This window comes from Croceivirga sp. JEA036 (assembly GCF_011882165.1).
Taxonomy (GTDB): domain Bacteria; phylum Bacteroidota; class Bacteroidia; order Flavobacteriales; family Flavobacteriaceae; genus Croceivirga.
The window spans coordinates 890,461-908,593 of record NZ_JAATON010000001.1 but is presented as its reverse complement, the minus strand read 5'-3'; the positions used below and the strand labels follow the sequence as shown (position 1 = coordinate 908,593).

Sequence of the window (18,133 nt, the reverse complement as noted above, 5' to 3'; positions counted from 1 at the left end):
ATAAAGAGACCCAAGTAGGGTCTCTTTTTGTTTAAAACTTATTCTAATATTGCAATTGCTTTTAAAATACCACTGTCTACTTGCTGTTGTACGTCATCATCAGTTAGCAGAGGTACTAAGAATTCTTCTTGTATAGGGGCTATGCCAACTCCTTCAAAAACAATACCTTTACTATCGGTATACACCTCATTAGACAAGCCTATAGTAGCTCCATTGGGTAAACGATGTTCCAAAATATCAGAAAACACGCCATTGGTAGCTTCCCCAACTAAGGTTACGTTGGGCATATCTTTTAAACATAAGGCAAATACTTCTGCAGCGCTTGCAGTAATAGGACTTGTTAGTAATACAATTTCTCCTGTAAATTGTTCATTGCCCTTTGGCCCAAAATTCACTGTTTTTACCGGGGTAAATCCTTCTTTTAGTCTTGCCTTTTTGGTAAAACCAACACGTTGCTCTGTAGTAAATCTAGAAGCAATTTCTACAGAGACTTGGTCTATGCCTCCAGTATTAAAACGGGTGTCTATAATTAGTTTAGACATACCTAGAGATTTAAGATAAGTCAAAGCTGCTGTCATTTCTTTACCAACTGCCGCTATCTCATTATTAATATCAGTGCCAAAACCGTCCATTTCTAAAATATTTAAATATCCAATCTGGTCATTTATCATTCCATAAACCATGTTGGTAGTAGCACTACTTTTAAATTTATTGGATAAATATTTTTGCTGTATTAGTTCTAATTTTAGATGTATTAGCGCTACCAATTCTTCCTCGTTGGCAGCTTTGTTATCTACAGAAAGGTTTGCATTTAATCTTGTAAAAAGCTTTGGTGCACCTGCATTAATTTCTATGCCATTAGCCTCGTCTGTAATTGTTATATGACCATCTTCAAATTGATACACAATGGCAGCCAAAGTGTCGTAAAAATTGGTTTCGGTTACCATATCTTCAAAACCACTAAATTCTTCCCAATTAATACTTCGTAACTCAAAAAACGCATAATGGTCATTAAAAAAGTTCCAGAAGTAATTGTAGTTTACCATTGGGTCATTGTTTGGCTCCATGGACAATACATCGCAAAATTCATCAGTTTCTTCAGCAGTAAATACAATATTCGCTATAGATGAAAAAGAAGGGCGTAATAGAATTGTAGAATCCTTTTGTTCTAAACGGTAACCAAAATCTTCAGGTTTAAAGTTTGGAACGTAGTACGCACAACCACCATTGGTTACATTTATTAAATCAGTTTTTTCGTCTTTTATGTTTAGTATATAACCCTTTTCTGCATTATACCATAGTCCACTGTTAGGGTCCGGAGATGGGACAATTTCTCCGTCATCTAATTCGCAGGAGAAAAAACTTAATGCAAAAAGAACTAAAATAGATTTAAATACTTTCATGATTGATGTTTTATATTTTAAATAAAGACAATCACAAAAGTCTAAGGTTGCATGCTGTTGCCAGTTTATTTTAAGAATAAATCGATGGTACTCAAAAAATAGGGCGGTAGTTCCGCATAGCTGCATATTACGCTACCATTTTGACTCAAACTAAAATATTTAGTAAACGTTTACTAATATTTTATATATTTACGTAATTGATTTAAAAATTTACAATGAAGGCCAACATAAAGGCAGCAGCAATACAATTGTTTAATAAGGAGGGAATGTCAAATGTTTCTATGAAACAGTTGGCAGACAACATGGGTATAAGTGCTGGTAATTTAAAGTACCATTACAATACCAAATCGGATTTGTTAGAAGCGCTATATGAAGATATGTACACGGTGACACTAGACTATATCTTGCCTAAAAACACCTATCTAACCTTGTTTCATTTGGAAGATATGATGGGGAAATTTGATGCGTTGCAACAAGAATATGCCTTCTTTTTTAACGATTTGGTAAACATCATTAAAACCCATCCAACTATTGCCAAGCGTTATGAGGCGGGCAATATAGAGCGATTTAAGGCAGCGCGTAAACTGTTAGATTATTACATAGAAACAGGAAGAATGAAAAAAACGCATGGTCTCGTAGATTTTGACCAAGTGATATACGCTATTTGGATGTTGAGCACTTTTTGGCAATCACAAAAAATCGCAATTAATAACCCCAACTATAAAGTAAACCAAACAAGTAGTATATCCTTACTATGGCAGCTCATAATTCCACATTTAACGGAAAAGGGGATAGAAGAATACCAGCAAATGCGCCAGTTTGTTACATTACCTAATCACTAACTAAAAAAAATTATTAATGAGAACTATAGATGCTTTATTATCTGAATATGCAGAAAGCCACCAAACCAAATTAAATATTAGTATACATTATATCTGCGTGCCGCTTATCTTTTTTAGCTTAATAGGGCTATTGGCTTGTATTCCGTTACCGGATACCCTAACATCAGTTTTACCTACATTTTTAAAACCTTTTTCTCACGTAGGAGCTCTACTAATCGTTTTTGGATTGCTCTATTATCTACGCTTATCTATAGTTTTGTTTGTTGGGATGTTGTTGTTTTCTATTGGTGTACTTTGGGGCATTTATGCTATTGCTCAACTAAAATTTGCACCGCTTTGGGCGCTAATGCTCGGTATTTTTGTGATAGCTTGGATTGGTCAATTTATTGGGCACAATCATGAAGGTAAAAAGCCGTCTTTTTTAAAAGATTTACAATTTCTAATGATTGGTCCGGCATGGACCATGAGCCATTTGTTTAATGCTTTGGGAATACGATTTTAAGCGCTACAAACGCTACGTTTTAACAACTGGTATTCTCCGTTTTGTTTAAATTCTTTTAGTGTTGAACCAGAATAGCGTTTAAAGGTTTTAGAAAGATGGCTCACATCTGTAAAACCCAGCTCGTCTGCTATTTCCGTATAGGTATAATCACTATTTAGAAGCCTAATTTCTACTAATTTAAGTTTGGCCTTTATAATGTATTCCCGTAAGGATAGATTCATTTGCTTCTTAAAAAATTCGCTGACATAAGTCGAAGACATATTAAAAACTGCTGCTAAATTTTCAACTTTTAAAAGAGCAGGTTTATCCAAATGTTCATTAATGTAGTTTAGCATCTTTCCTACACGTTCATCTCCATGAGTATTAGAGGTACTCTCTAAAAAGATACTTTTCTTAATATTACGCATCAATAATTCCAAAATACTGGTCATTAAGCTTGTAATAAGGTTATGGGAATCCTCAGAATAATTACGAGACTCTTGTAGAATCATATCAACAAGATTCGTAATATACTTTCGGTCTACGTCAGAGGTGATAATATCTCCCGGTATTTGGTTGTAATTAGAAAGAATGTATGCAGCTTCTTTAAACCAAGCATTGCGGTCAATGGTTATTTTACTAGTGGTTTTAAAAAATGCGTCGGAAAACTTAAGAAAGATAAACGTAGTGGGTTCTACTATGGTAAAAGAATGGCATTTTAACGGAGGTAGTAGAAAAATATCGCCCTTGGTATACTTGTATTCATTGTAGTTAATACACTGAGACCCGTTTCCATCTTTAATCAAGACCAACTCAAAAAAATTGTTTTTAATGGGCCGTTGTTCCCACATATCTAGCTGTGCTTCTTGTATATCTAAAGGTTTTATTGCCTGTAAAACTTCCATATAACACTATTTTAGCCTCAAAAATAGTTTAAAATAACCTTAAACTATTGTTAATACTATGCTACAACCTTTAAATGTACTAAAGAAACCTCTTTTTGTACAAATGAAGATGGTGTTTACCTGTGTAATTTTGTTGCATCATTAATTAATATTCAATTTTTATGGAAATTACATATATAGGAAAAGAAGACATTTTACAAGCATTCAATTTTCGTCATGCCACCAAAGAGTTTGATGCCACTAAGAAAATATCAGATACAGATTTTGAATTTATTCTAGAAACTGCGCATTTATCGCCCAGTTCTTTTGGTTTTGAACCTTGGCATTTTGTAGTTGTACAAGACAAAGATTTACGCGAATCTTTAAAACCCTTTGCATGGGGTGCTCCTTTAAAATTAGACACGGCAAGTCATTTTATACTTGGGTTGGCCATGAAAGCCCCAATGGTAAAACACGATGCGCAATATATAGATGATATGATGCGTAAAGTGAAGCAATTTCCAGAAGAGGTGGTAGAAATGTATTCCAAGTTCTACAGAGAATTCCAAGAGCGCGATTTTAATCTGGATACCGATAAAAAAATATTCGATTGGTCTACCAAACAAACCTATATCGCATTGGCTAATATGATGACATCTGCTGCTTTAGTAGGTATAGATAGTTGCCCAATAGAAGGGTTTCGTCAAACGGAAATAGAACCCCTACTAAAAGACAAGTTTGGTATTGATACAGATAAATATGGCTTAGCCTTTATGACCGCCTTTGGTTATAGAAAAGCAGACCCTGAACATCCTAAAGTACGCAGGGAAAAATCAGACATAATTACATGGAAATAGAAGTTATAAAAATGAAAAAGTTAATTATAGGTGTTTTTTCATTAGCAGTAACAATAACAGCTTCTGCGCAAACACCCACTACAGACAACGCAAAAAGTAAAAACGAAGTAGTAACCCAAGACCAAATAGATTGGGGATGGTTAAATCCTGTCAGAGGCGATAAAAGTCCGGCTGCAGGGCAATTATGGGGAGACCGTACCAAGAATGAACCTTCTGGTTTTTTGGTAAAATTTAATAAAGGTTTTTCCTCACCACCCCATATTCATAACATTACGTATCGTGCAGTGGTAATTAAGGGATTATTGCATAATGATGACCCAAAAGCTGAAGAAATGTGGTTGCCCGCAGGTAGTTATTGGCAGCAGCCTGCTGGTGAAGGACACGTAACCGCTGCAGATGGAGAGGAAAATATGGCTTTTTTAGATATACAAGAAGGGCCGTATTTGGTACAACCTACAGATGAGGCTTTTGATAATGGGGAACGCCCCATTAACATAGATGAATCCAACTTAGTTTGGTTACATGCCAAGGATTTGGAGTGGGTTTCAGAAAAGAGTAATGTAGAAACCGCTTTTTTATGGGGAAGTCATAATGCTAATCAGTTACGAGCAACACTATTAAAATTACCAGCTGGCTTTAAAGGACGTATTAAAAATTTAAGTCCAAACTTTAGAGCTGTGGTTATTTCAGGTAAAATAACCCATCAGTTTTCTAAAAAGGATGCTAAAAATGAATTGGAAGCAGGTTCTTATTTTGGGGTAGAAGAAAACGCATCTCCTTACATAAGCACCGATATTGAAACGATAATTTACGTCCGTTCTAACGGCGATTTTGAAGTGAAATAAATAACATGGATTTCAATAACAAAGAAAAGGGGAGGCTCACTAAGGGCTTTCCTTTTTTTATTTTAACTTTTAAGCATTGGCAAGAACAATTCTAGAAAATATCGTTATTCAACAATATAAAGAGCAAACATTTTTCTCGTTTTGTGAGTATACCAATATTCGTTTTTTTGAGATACTATATTTTGAAAAGGGGAGTGGTAGCATCAAAATTAACGGTAAAACGGTATCTCATGATTCCAATAGTTTCTTTGTTTTTGTTCCTGATGATATCTACATTGTTGAACCCGAAACGGCTACAAGTACAATAGCCATTAAATTTTTGAAAAGTTTCTTTAGAGATACCAATATTCAAAATCAAGAACTGCCCGTAAATGATTGGTTTCGTAAAATTGAAGAAATTCTAAATAGCGAAAGTCATCAACTACGCGAAATGCAGTTTGAAACAGCATCCGATAGGGCGCATTTGGTATCGTTAGTAAATATGGTAGCTACCGAATATCTAAATACCCAAACTCACGATATTTTTATCTTACAAAATTCCTTATCGGTTATTCTTCATTTAATTGCTCATAATATTCAGTTTACAAATACTTCTGAAGTCAAAGAGGTAAAAAACTCTAAAATTCAGCAAATAATAAATTACATTCATTCCAATATCTATAATCCAGAATTATTGACTACCAAAAGGTTGGCAGAGGAATTTCATATGGCAGATAATTACATCAGCGAGTACTTTAAAAAGCATACCGATATATCGCTTAAAAAGTATATCATCAACTACAAATTAAAGTTAGTAGAAACCCGCTTAAAGTACACCGATGCGCAAGATTCGGAAATTGCCTTAGACCTTGGTTTTACAGATTCTAGCCATCTAAACAAGACTTTTAAAGCCTACAAGGGTATTAGTTTAAGTGCTTTTAAAGCCAATTTAGCCTAGTTTTTTACCAAAAACCTTATTTTTTACCAACACTGCATTGTTTTCTACCAAAAAATAGTTGGATGCTCAAAATATCTTTGTGTTGTAAACAAAAAATCACATTAAAGATATATAGATTATGAAAGCAATGTTATTGAACAGTTACGGTGAAAATGCATCTTTTGTAGTAACTGAAAATTGAAAAACCAGCAGTAAAATCAAATCAAGTATTGGTAAAAATAGAGGCATCTAGTGTAATGTTAAATGCCCCAGAAATGGGACATTCTTTATCCACTATTGTCCTAATCTAGATTTTTCCGTTGCTGCGCCTGTTCTAGAATTGGACCGTTTTACTTTGTTATTGCCAAAAGGATAGGTATATCCAATAGTCAAGATTCGTGAAAAACCAGATTCTGGACTATATAACACATTAAATCTGTCTCCAAAAGCCTCTCTGGTTAAACTACCTACCTGAGAACGAATATCCATACTTTCAAAAATATCGGTTATCGTAAATTGCAAACTACTTCCATTTTTAAACTCTTTTTTTAATCCTCCGTTTAAAGTTCCAAATCCCCTGACTTTAGTACTTCCGTTGAAATGTAGTGAAGTGTACCAACCTGATAATTCTATAGATAGATTTGAAGGCAAACGCAAGGTTTGGCTACCATTAAAATTATAGTGCAAATAGTTATGAGTTTTAGATTCATCGGTATGTAATAGCTTAAATGTTCTATAACCTGCTGTGGCATTAAGGTTTACATTCCACCAATTTGCGAGCCTTATAGGTATGTTACTCTGTACGTCTAAATATCTTTGATAGTCCAAATTTACCGGAGCAATTACCGCTACATTACTTTGGGCGTTTCTTGTAACTTGATAACGAGCAATTGGGTTTTTCTCATTTGATGCCATAATAGATACGCTAAAAGAGTGAATATTATAGGTTATACTTATGTTATTGGATATGGCGGGTAATAATTGTGGATTTCCACTAAATACAGAAGTGGGGCTGTTATACACTAAAAAAGAAGCTAAGTCTGAATAATTTGGTCTAGTTATACGTTTATTGTATACAACATTCAATGCCGTAGTATCAGAAAAAGAATGGGTTAGAAATACCGTTGGAAAAATTTTCCCAAAACTTCGATTCAGGTCAGAGTTATTAAAGTTTTGATTCCAATATTCATATCGTAAACCCATTTGTGCTTTTGTTCTTTCTCCGAGACCAACATCAAGTATGGAATAAATAGCACCAATATGTTCTATGTTTTCAATGGTACTGATAAAGCGGTCATCAGGCTCAAATTCATCATTCTGTAAAATTTCTATACGGGCATCGTTTTCGGTTTTGGACAGGGAACCTTTTACTCCACCTTCAAAAACCAAATCTTCTTTAAACTTGTGCTTATAATCTAGTTTAAGTACGCCAACCTTTATATCAGTTTCATTAAAACCTCTGTTTCCTCTGTTATAAATTTCATTTTCAGGCTGAAATGAATTACCATTTTCATCAAAATAAGAACTTTTAACTTGGTTTGGTGTTCTGGTATTGTACTCAATAAAATCTGCCGAAACTGAAAAAGTATTATCATCTTTTTGTGTTTCATAAAAGGTGGACATATTTAGATTAGTTAGCTTACCATTTCCGTTTAAGATAATCTGTGCATCTAAAAAAGGATTGTTCGTAAACTCGTACATGCCTCTATTTTTAGTTCGCACCAAGGGTTTAGATGTGTTGTACAATACATTGACACCCCAAGTTGAAGTTTTGGTAATCTGTCTTTCGTATCCTAAGTTAAAATTATGATTTCTATTAATTTGTTTAGTATGACTTGCGAAATCAACCGACGTAAATCCACCTAAAACGGGTATTTCAGTGGTGCCTTTTGCATTGAATCCATCATACGTATCATCATACGAAAAGGTATAGCTACCATATAGATTCGCTAGTTCACCACCACTGTTTATAGATAGGCTAGTGGTCTGTTTTGGTCCCTCACCATGTCCGGCGCTTACATTTAAATTTCCCTGTAAGCCTAAAGTTTCATTCTTGAAAGTAACTATATTGATTATACCAGCATTACCGTCTACATCATACCGAGCCGAAGGATTGGTAAGCAGTTCTATCTTTTCTATAGTATCTGCACTCATACCATTTAGCATAGCAATCAAATCTGAAGTAGGCATTCTTTGTGGTTTACCATTAATTAGCACCAAGGTTCCGCTTTTTCCGTTCAAAGAAAACGTATTGTTATACTGGTCTAAGATTACCCCTGGGGAGCGCTCTAATAGCCTTAATACGGTAGTGCCCTTACTCATAACACTGGCTTGAACATTTAGTACACTGCCTTCTTGTGTGCGCTGTATTAATCTACGTTGTCCTTGAACCAACACACCCTCTAACTCCGTTACCTCTTCATACAGATTGATGTTTGAAAAATCATGCGTATAAGGAAGTAAAGTAACCTCTAGTAAGCCAGATTGCCATGTTTGGAAAGATAGTAGACTTATCTTTAATTTATAACTACCCAAACTAGTAACAGCTATATCAAAATATCCATCGTCAGCACTAATTCCTCCAGAAATTAAGGTATTGGTTTTTGCATCATGCAGTGTTACATTGGCAAATGCAACTGGATTGTTCAATTCATCCAATATTCTTCCTGTTATCTGTGCCGAAATACTGAATGAAAAAATAAGGACGATTAACGTGGTGACAAATCTTAAATTCATTGCTTTTAATTTTAAGACAAGTACCGCTAACTATGCACAGAGTAAAAAAGTGATTGATGAACGAGGGGATATTCATTACAAGAGGAGCATATATCCAATTTCTGACTTCAATAGATATCTATAGGACATCAATTACCTTTTGTCAATTATTAGTTACCTGATAGCAAGTTCTAGCGTAATCTTTTGATATAAAGCAGGTGCCATTGTATCTTGTTGTAAAAGACTTTAAAAAACTATGCCTGGTAGTTATGAAAATACAGTAGTATCATTTTTGATACGCTATAAGGTGCATCATGTGCTTTTTTGGGCATGTTATCATTTTGTCTGGTGGACGGTATATACCAATAGTATTAGTGCAGTTATAGACTCATTTGAACATACTCATACCATTTTAAAGTATTTGGGATATGTTGTAGTACAAGCGGTTGGAGTATATTTTTGTCTGTATGTTCTCATTCCAAAATACTTGATTAAAGGCAAGTACCTCTCTTTTTTTATTTCAGTTGCTATGGTGATTTTAGGTATGGCTGCCCTAATAACAGCAAATTATTTTTTTGCGGCTAGCTTCTCTGAACAATCGGTTTATGTACTATTCAAAATAAGCCCAGCAACACCCGCTACTATTTTTTTACATAATGCTCTATCATCTTGTATTTCGGCTACTACTTTAGGTATGAGCATTAAGTTGGCTAAGAATTGGCTAGATGCTCAAAAACGACAGCAACTATTGGAAAAGGAGAAGCTAGAGACCGAACTGAAATTTCTAAAGTCACAGTTCAACCCGCATTTCCTTTTCAATACCATCAATAGTATTTTTGTGTTGATCAACAAGAATCCTGAAATGGCATCTGAATCGTTGGTGAAATTTTCAAGTCTGATGCGTTATCAATTATATGAATGCAATAGCAATCAAATACCACTACGAAACGAACTTGCATACATTGAAAGTTTTATTGAACTGGAAAGTTTAAGACAGAATGATAATTTTGATCTTGAAATTAAGATTCCTAAAATAACAGCTGAAACTCCTACCGTTGCGCCATTTATATTAATTCCGTTTATAGAAAATGCGTTTAAACATATTTCAGAAGATAAAGAATTGCGAAAATGGCTTAACCTTTCTATCGTCATAGAAAACAATCAAATTAATTTTGAACTGAGTAATAGTGCTAATTACGAGGTTCGCCATCATTTGCCGGAAGGAATAAATTATGGTGGATTGGGACTCAAAAATGTAAAGCGTAGGTTAGATTTAATTTATCCAAATGCGCATGTGCTTCTTATTAAAAAAGGTAAAGATGTACACACCGTAAAGCTAGAACTAACACTTGCCCATATTGCTCGGGCACCCTTAAAAAAGGTTTCGGTATGATGCGATGTATTGTTATCGATGATGAGCCGCTGGCTAGGGAATGTATAACCAACTACATAGATCAGATAGATATGCTAACCTGTGTAGGCACAGGCACATCAGCTTTAGATATACCGCGTATTTTAGAAAAATCTGATGTAGACCTGCTTTTTCTAGATGTACAAATGCCCCTTATGAACGGTCTAGAATATTTAAAATCTAATCCTAATGCGCCTATGACCATTTTAACTACCGCATTTCCAAATTACGCCATTGATGGGTTTAATCTTAGTGTACTAGACTATTTGTTAAAGCCTATTTCCTTTAATCGTTTCTTTACCGCAATTACAAAAGCCCGTCACCAATATCAACTCATAAATAATGGAATAGCCCTGCTGAAAGAAGAAGAAAGTGGTTGTTTTTTTATAAAGTGCGATGGCAAATATGAGAAAATTAACCACCATGATATTCTTTTTGTACAAGCCATGCAGAACTATGTGATTATACAAACTGTTAAACGTAAATACGTTACATTATTATTCTTGAAAAATGTACAAGAGAAGTTAAGTCAAGATGCTTTTATCCGTGTTCACAAATCATATATAGTAGCTATTGATAAAATTGAAGGTGTCGCCCAACACGAACTACAAATAGGAGTACATAAAATTCCATTAAGCAGAAATTATCGTAAAGAGGTCGTTCCTAAAATAATTGGTGATAATCTTTGGGATAAAAAAGATAGCTAACCGCTTCCCTTCTTTCTTTTAATTTTTCCGGGCTATTCCCTAATCTAAATATTCAAATGTGAGTATGCATTGGTAAGGTATTTAAACCTTATTTTTTACTAAAACTACCCTTTTTACTACCAAAGGTCAACAGCAGTTGGCACGTAATTTTGTTATATATAAAAATACAATAGCAGTAGCTTTTCTTAAACATATAATTATGAAGACATTAGAACATACAAATGCACTTGCTGAAGCTCGTGCTTTAGAAGTACCAACAAGAGAATTATCATTAAGACGCGATCCATCGGTTGCAAAATTTTGGAATGATAACCGAAAACTATTAGAAGCCGCTTGGGTTGAATGGGAACAAAAAAACAAAGACAATTTGTTGTTACCAGACGAATCTTTGCTTGACCCCAAATTACGTAAAGCCATAAACGATGCTTGGGAAAACCCAGAAAAAGAAAACGCTGTAGCCGATTTATGGGAAGAAATTATACCAGGTGTTTATGAAACCCAGTTTTTCGATTTAGAACGTTTAGCAGATTTTAGAACGTATTTAGAGGATGCAGTTAAGTCCGGAATACCAAAACGTGCACCTTACGGTATACAGTTAAATCGTTATGGAATGATGCTAGATTCAAGATCTGTAGGTCATTTGGCTGCACCAAGCTTTCAAGCATTTTATAATGCTATAATGGACCGTTATATGCGTCCGATTTCTCGACTTTTATTAGGAACTTACGGTTATGATAATCAGACTTTCGGGTTTTCAATACATTACAATCCAGATAAAGACAAAGATTTACACGGGCATACCGATGCTTCATCAGCAACCTTAAATATCAATACCAATTTACCTGATGAAGAATTTACGGGTTCCATAGTTGATTTCTATGATAAAGCTTCTGGTAAAACGGGACAAACCAAGTTTGAACCGGGTAAAGCTATAATTCTTAGAGGTAATGTACCCCACGCAACGCATCCAATTGAAAGTTGGCAACGCAGTAATTTAGTGGTTTGGTTGTATGGTGACAATATGCAAATTCCTAGAGGAAGCACAAGCAGTTACGGAAATATCAGTAATAGCAATAGTATAAAAGATGTTGCATTAGATAATGTAACAGCTCGCCAACGTTGGAGTTTACCAGACGGACTAAAAGATATGACTGCTCCGTTTTAGGCGATGTCAAAAAATGAATAATAATTGAAAAAGGTCAGTTTGATTATGGTCTGTAATATAATTAGTACTACTAATTTTTTGAACTGACTTTTTAAAATCCAAATAAAAAAAACATGAAAAAACATATACTCATAACAGGAAGTACCGATGGTATGGGCAAACTAACAGCATTACAATTGGCCAAAGACGGACATACCGTTTATATTCATGGTAGAAATGCTAAAAAAGTGGAAGATACCGTAAAGGCTATAGCTGAAGTAGGTAGTTTAGATAGAGTAGAGGGCTTTGTGGCTGATTTGTCTAAACTAAACGAAGTTGAAGCTATGGCGAAAAGCATTGCTTCTCAGGTTTCAAAATTAGATGTACTTATTAACAACGCTGGCGTTTTTAAAAGTCAAGAAGAACAAGCAGAGAATGGGGTTGATTTGCGTTTGGTCGTGAATTACTTAGCCCCTGTTTTACTGACCGAACAGCTTTTACCGCTTTTACAAAAATCAGATGCGCCAAGAATAGTCAATCTAAGTTCTGCGGCGCAAGCATCAATGTCTTTAGAGGCTTTACGAGGAGAAGCGTCTCTAGGCACCAACGATGCTTATGCTCAGAGTAAATTGGCGCTGACCATGTGGTCGTTCAATTTTGCAAAAAAACATCCAGATATAGTAACCTTGGCGGTTAATCCAGGTTCTTTGTTGAATACCAAAATGGCAAAAGAAGCCTACGGTCAATATTGGTCGCCAGCATCTAAAGGCGTAGATATTTTATATTCTTTGGCTATAGATAGCATTCACGCAGATAAATCGGGTCAGTATTTTGACAATGACCGTGGTGGCTACAACGAGGCCCATGTAGATGCTTACGATGAAGATAAAATCGCATTACTTATGCAAGCAACGCATCAATTGGTTTAAAATATAAATACAAAATATAAAAAGGGTTTCTAGAGCGTAGCTAGAAACCCTTTTTAATAAATTATTAATTAAATGGCTATTACCAAGCGCCTATAAAATGGCTTCCTTCTACGTTAACCAATTCTGCACCTTTTGTAACGGCACCAGTTTCTGTATCTACAACGTAGATGTTTCCGTTTTGCCCTACTGGGGCTTGAGTTAGGTAAATTTCATTACCGTCTACTGCATAGCCTTGATATTGGAATAAGTAGAAATCTGGGTCGTAAGGAATATCAGTAAGTGTAGTTGCTGTTTTGGTATTCAAATCAACTAAAGCAAAGAAACCTTGCGCACCCGCAACACCTTCTGCAGAACCGTTATGCCTATAAGCTAATACAGCCTTACCGTTTGCAGCGGGTCTCCATGCCAAGACATATGCACCTTTTACACCTAATGCGTCATCTAAGTTAAACACATAAGAATCGTCATACTGGTTGTCTGCACCAATTTTTAAAATATAAGAACCATTAGGGTCACTCTGGTTGGCTTGGTATACATCACCATTATATTCAAAAGAATTGATACTACGGTAGCCATTGGTATTTCCATTACTAATTCCTGATGTAATAATTGTAGGATTTGTTAACGATGGATAGTCTAGAACAATGGTTTTAGAACCTAATATTTCATAATCGCTCTCTCTTTCTCCAGTTGCAGGGTCCAATTTTCTAACCCGTGCTCCAATGTATAATTTGTCACCAGCTGCATTTAACGTTGGCATATCTATCCTATCAATATAATAGCCATTTGCAGCATCTTCGGCATTTAAAGTAAACGTAGATTCTTCAAAATTAATAATAGCAGAATTTTCCAAATCTAAAGTTACTACCCCCATAGTAGAAACCGTATTTATATACGTGTCATCTGTCTTGTCATCCGGGGTATCATTATCATCATACCTATTTTCCGTAGATACATAAACAGCGGCACCCGTTTTATCGCCATCAAATAATTTAATCCATCTAGGAGCGGAGCCTACATATGGAGCAATACTAATTTCGGAACCTGTTTGTTCAAAATCTTGACCGCCATTTACCAAGTACTTGGTATAGTTGCCGCCCGTATCACCAGCGTAGCTAATGTTAAAAATAGTACTTCCATCTTCAGAAGCTTGTAATCTGGCCGTTCTATTAGAGGGTACAATAAAACCATTATCAAAAGGCGCAACAGAAACAGTTGGGTCTTTAGCATCTTCACTATCTAAAGCATAAATTAGCGTACCACCGTTACCATCTCCAGGATTTTCTCCCATACGAGCAGCCGCAATTGTAATCCATCTTGATTCTTCTTGTACTGGGTCTGGGTCTGGTGTGGTTCCTGGACCATCATCCTCATTGCTACAAGCGGTAAAAAGACCGACAGTAAGTATGGCTAAAACAACTGTTTTAAAATTTAAATTAGTACGTTTCATATTGTATAGTGTATTTGTAAGTATTAAAAATTATTTAGGTTATAGGTTAATTTTAGATAGAAAGCCCTTCCTGGTTTTTGAACAGATAGATTATCGTAAACCGGCTTATCAAATATGTTTTTGGCATCAAAACTTATAATGATGTTCTTTTTAGTAAACATATAACTAAACCCTAAGTCTTGGACCAGTTGTTCAGGAACCCTAAAGAAATCGTCTCCCGTAGTGTTAGAACCTTGAGGAACTAAATAGGAAAAATCGTCTGTGTAGTATAGGTTATAAAAAAGGTTTAGTTGTGCGTTTTTCTGGATTACATTATTAAAACGATACCTGGCGCTACCGTTCATGGTTAAGAAGGGTGTGTTTGGCACATCTATCTCAGTGCCTCTATTCTCTATTTTTAAATCGAATTTGGACACGTTAAAATTTAATGTCAGATTGTTATTGTAGGTATAGCTTAATTGTGCATCAACACCCTTAGAGGTACCACTACCTTGATTTACGTAAACAATTAATTCATCATTCACGTTTAAAGAAGTTTCTATTGGTAAGCCAATGCGGTCTTTAATGTTTCTGGTAAAAAAATTGGTGTATACAGAAAACTGATGCTTTTTGATATTGAAAGAACCAAAGCGGAATCCTATGTTTAAATTATCGCTACGCTCGGGATTAATACTAGAATTGGCGACAACGTTATCCCCATCATTGCCAAATATTTCGGTCTCATTGGGTAAACGCACGGCTTTTTCCGCAGAGGTAAGCAAGGTTACCTCTGGTAAAATAGTGTAAGACGCGGCAAATCCATAACCTTCATTAGTAGTATTATTGGTTACAACTTCTTCAACTATTGTAGAATTACCCTCTTCATCTTCTGTTATTGCTGGGTCTTTGCTAATATTTTTTTGCTGATAATACTTACCAAATAAGCTCGCTTTAAATCGATTCTCAAACGCAGATACATCATAGGTTAATGAAAATATATTCTTGCGCAAGTCTCTTGTACCCACAAATATATTTTCTAACAAGGTGTTTAGGGCATCACTATCTTCCCTATCAATACTGCTAAATACATGATTGAACAGAATCTTATGGTTTTCATTAAAAGCATAAGAAATTCCACTTCTTACCGAAGCAACGTTTCTTTTAATTTTTGCTAGGGTAGGACCACCTTCTTGCTGTGAGCCCCAAGTGTATTCATACTCATCTCCTCTAAAGTCAATGGCCCGCTGCCCATTCCATGCATAGGCGGCAGCAAGCGTATCTACCACCTGTCTGTTGCGTTTACCGTAAAGTCCTATGATATTCAAATCCAAACCTTTGGTAAACAAATCTTTCTTTTTGTAGGTAAGATTACCCAACAAGGCATCGGACTCTAAATAACGGTCTTTGTAAGGGGTTATGGTCATAAAAGCGCCATGTTGCACCTCCTTATAATTATCTGAAGCAGTGATACCCAAAAAGAATTGGTCTGCCCAAGAAACATCTGTAAAACCAAATTGGGCAATACCGCCCACAGAACGGTAGGCATCATTAAAGCGTTTTGCGGTAATTGGTGTTTGTACCCCGCCAAGACCTGTTACTACAACGCTACGACCAGAAACTTCATAATCATTATCAGAATAGTTTTGAAATAAGGATGCTTTAACCGTAAAACCAGAAGAGTCCATCCTATAAACGGTATTCGCGTTGGTCTGTAGGGTGTTGAACGATCCATAAGAAGCAGATACGTTTAACGTGTTTCTTGCTTGGCTGTGGAGTTCAATATTAATGGCTCCGCCAAGGGCGTCACTTGCCAAATGGCCTGGCACAACTCCCTTATACACCTGTATTTCTTTAATCAAAGAAGGCGGTATGCTATTAAGGTTAAAAGAATTACCATAAATAGATATTGGTATACCATCTATAAAAATACGCACAGCACTCCCAGACAATCCATTTAAGCTGTATTCTGCATTAGCGCCTAAACCACCATTTTGTCTAATTTTTACACCAACGGTGGTGTTCAATAGTTCATTGGTCTGTATGTTACGTATACTCGCTTCTTCCGTCTGTACCGCAGTAACAGCAAAGCCTTCAGTTTCTAAAGCAGTTTTCTTAGATTTTCCATTTACCGTAACGTTATCCAAAGTATTGGTTCGTTCTACTAAGGCAAAGTCTACCATTAAATTATTCTCTTCTGCAAGAAAGGTTACATTTTGTTTTTTGTTATAATAACCTATGTAAGAAGCTTGTAATACAAAGGTGTCTTCTGTAATGTTTTCAAGTAGGTATTTCCCGTTAATATCTGTTTGTGTTCCTTTTTGGGTACCCACTATAACCACTGTGGCTCCAAAAAGTGGTTCGCTGTTGGCAGCACTTATTTTACCAGAAATAGTACGGTTTATTTGGGCTTGCATAAAAATGCAATTGAAAAGGGCTAGTAGGATTAAATAATAAAAACGCACGTTATTTTTATTTAGAACGATTTAAAATAATTAGGTTTGCAAAAGTAAAAGGCAACTAAAAGCAAACGATAACGCAAACGGAAGAATATATGCCGAGAAAGGAAGTTTTAGAGTGAGTATTTCTAAAAAGACCGTATTTAAAGGGTCTAAAGCAATAGGCTTTAAACCAAATGGTATTGAGGAAGTGGCTGTGGACTGGGGCTATCTACCTAAAACAGGATTGCAGCGCGAATTTAGGTTGAATGGTTTTACCCTTGTAGAGGTAGATTATTCAAGCAAAGAGGCTTTAAATGCAGTCTTAGAACAAGAAAGTCCCTATTATAAAATAATTTTACAATTAGAAGGACTAAATACCATTCAGTATAAAAATAATTCTATAACCCTTGCACAAGGCTATTACAACTTAACCTATTTTCCTAAAGGCAATTATTTACTCAAACAAGAGGGACCTAAAGTATCTCACTATGTTATTACTTTAAGTACAACTTTCTTGGAGAAAATTTTAATTACTCAAGATGGTCTGCCGTTAAATTTACTCGCATTACAATCTACAAATCAATTAAATTGTTTCTGGAAAGAAAATAAGCCTTTTACCACCACCATTTGCACCCTACTTAATCAAATGAAAACCATACCATTAGAGGGTAGTTTAAAAAAGTCATTTTTAGAGGCTAAGGTGATAGAGTTACTATTGCATTTATTACAAAATAATCCCTGTAAACAAGTTGCCCAAACCACTTTAGCTAAACCTCCACAATTGGTATCTCCTATAATGCATAAAGTGGAGCAATATCTTTTGTACAATCTACATAGAACCATTACTATAGCTGAGTTGGCTGTTTTTGCGGGAATTAATACATCAAAATTGAAGAGTGAATTTAAAATTGCTTTTGGCCAAACTATTTTTAAGCATTTAACGCGCTTACGAATGGAAAAAGCAAAGTATCTTTTGAAAAACAAAGAGACAAGTATAGCGCTTATTTCTAATCAAGTAGGATACAAAAATCCACAACATTTTACAGCAGCTTTTAAACGATATTATGGTTATTTACCCAGTGATATTCACTAACATGTATTTGCGTTAATCATGGGTTGAATACGGGTAGTT

At 35.3% G+C, this 18,133-nt stretch carries 15 protein-coding genes; 10 read left to right on the top strand and 5 right to left on the bottom strand.

From position 1 onward, the window contains the following. Positions 1-38: 38 nt before the first annotated feature. A complete protein-coding gene (locus HCO57_RS03670; protein ID WP_167987889.1) occupies positions 39-1,403 on the bottom strand; it encodes a S41 family peptidase in 1,365 nt (454 codons plus the stop codon). Positions 1,404-1,618: 215 nt separating this feature from the next. On the opposite strand from HCO57_RS03670, the gene HCO57_RS03665 reads away from it, so the two are divergent. Next, positions 1,619-2,245, top strand: a complete 627-nt coding sequence (locus tag HCO57_RS03665; RefSeq protein WP_167987888.1) for a TetR/AcrR family transcriptional regulator — start codon at positions 1,619-1,621, stop codon at positions 2,243-2,245. Positions 2,246-2,261: 16 nt separating this feature from the next. Continuing rightward, on the top strand, positions 2,262-2,747 hold the full coding sequence (locus HCO57_RS03660; RefSeq protein ID WP_167987887.1) for a DUF962 domain-containing protein: 486 nt from the start codon (positions 2,262-2,264) through the stop codon (positions 2,745-2,747). Here HCO57_RS03660 and HCO57_RS03655 read toward each other — a convergent pair. Further along, on the bottom strand, positions 2,744-3,631 hold the full coding sequence (locus HCO57_RS03655; RefSeq protein WP_167987886.1) for an AraC family transcriptional regulator: 888 nt from the start codon (positions 3,629-3,631) through the stop codon (positions 2,744-2,746). The two genes, HCO57_RS03660 and HCO57_RS03655, sit on opposite strands and share 4 nt — an antisense overlap. 161 nt (positions 3,632-3,792) lie before the next feature. Here HCO57_RS03655 and HCO57_RS03650 point away from each other — a divergent pair, with 161 nt between their 5' ends. The 3 genes from HCO57_RS03650 to HCO57_RS03640 all read left to right on the top strand — a co-directional run bounded on the left by HCO57_RS03650 (position 3,793) and on the right by HCO57_RS03640 (position 6,249). Then, positions 3,793-4,467 (top strand): NAD(P)H-dependent oxidoreductase, encoded by a 675-nt coding sequence (locus tag HCO57_RS03650; protein ID WP_167987885.1) that lies wholly within the window; start codon positions 3,793-3,795, stop codon positions 4,465-4,467. Between the two features lie 11 nt (positions 4,468-4,478). Then, entirely contained in the window at positions 4,479-5,312 is an 834-nt protein-coding gene (locus HCO57_RS03645; protein WP_167987884.1) for a DUF4437 domain-containing protein, read from the top strand. 76 nt (positions 5,313-5,388) lie between these two features. Further along, the gene (locus tag HCO57_RS03640) at positions 5,389-6,249 is read left to right on the top strand and encodes an AraC family transcriptional regulator (RefSeq protein WP_167987883.1); all 861 of its coding nucleotides are present in this window, start codon (positions 5,389-5,391) and stop codon (positions 6,247-6,249) included. A 273-nt stretch (positions 6,250-6,522) separates the two neighbouring features. On the opposite strand, the gene HCO57_RS03635 is transcribed toward HCO57_RS03640, so the two are convergent. Continuing rightward, positions 6,523-8,964 carry an outer membrane beta-barrel protein gene (locus tag HCO57_RS03635; protein WP_167987882.1) on the bottom strand — a complete coding sequence of 814 codons (2,442 nt, stop codon included), beginning with the start codon at positions 8,962-8,964 and terminating at the stop codon, positions 6,523-6,525. 466 nt (positions 8,965-9,430) lie between these two features. Here HCO57_RS03635 and HCO57_RS03630 point away from each other — a divergent pair, with 466 nt between their 5' ends. The 4 genes from HCO57_RS03630 to HCO57_RS03615 all read left to right on the top strand — a co-directional run bounded on the left by HCO57_RS03630 (position 9,431) and on the right by HCO57_RS03615 (position 13,134). Continuing rightward, entirely contained in the window at positions 9,431-10,336 is a 906-nt protein-coding gene (locus HCO57_RS03630; protein WP_167987881.1) for a sensor histidine kinase, read from the top strand. Further along, positions 10,333-11,061: a LytR/AlgR family response regulator transcription factor gene (locus tag HCO57_RS03625; protein ID WP_209065968.1), complete on the top strand. Its 729-nt coding sequence runs from the start codon at positions 10,333-10,335 to the stop codon at positions 11,059-11,061. The genes HCO57_RS03630 and HCO57_RS03625 overlap by 4 nt, the downstream gene beginning before the upstream one ends. Before the next feature lie 199 nt (positions 11,062-11,260). Then, a complete protein-coding gene (locus HCO57_RS03620; RefSeq protein WP_167987880.1) occupies positions 11,261-12,226 on the top strand; it encodes a 2OG-Fe(II) oxygenase in 966 nt (321 codons plus the stop codon). Between the two features lie 113 nt (positions 12,227-12,339). Next, the gene (locus HCO57_RS03615; protein ID WP_167987879.1) at positions 12,340-13,134 is read left to right on the top strand and encodes an SDR family NAD(P)-dependent oxidoreductase; all 795 of its coding nucleotides are present in this window, start codon (positions 12,340-12,342) and stop codon (positions 13,132-13,134) included. 79 nt (positions 13,135-13,213) lie between these two features. Here HCO57_RS03615 and HCO57_RS03610 read toward each other — a convergent pair whose 3' ends face one another. Both HCO57_RS03610 and HCO57_RS03605 read right to left on the bottom strand, forming a co-directional pair. Further along, positions 13,214-14,584: a hypothetical protein gene (locus HCO57_RS03610; RefSeq protein WP_167987878.1), complete on the bottom strand. Its 1,371-nt coding sequence runs from the start codon at positions 14,582-14,584 to the stop codon at positions 13,214-13,216. A 23-nt stretch (positions 14,585-14,607) separates the two neighbouring features. Next, a complete protein-coding gene (locus tag HCO57_RS03605; protein ID WP_167987877.1) occupies positions 14,608-16,977 on the bottom strand; it encodes a TonB-dependent receptor in 2,370 nt (789 codons plus the stop codon). 160 nt (positions 16,978-17,137) lie between these two features. On the opposite strand from HCO57_RS03605, the gene HCO57_RS16770 reads away from it, so the two are divergent. Further along, positions 17,138-18,094 carry a helix-turn-helix domain-containing protein gene (locus tag HCO57_RS16770; protein ID WP_167987876.1) on the top strand — a complete coding sequence of 319 codons (957 nt, stop codon included), beginning with the start codon at positions 17,138-17,140 and terminating at the stop codon, positions 18,092-18,094. Positions 18,095-18,133: the final 39 nt, after the last annotated feature.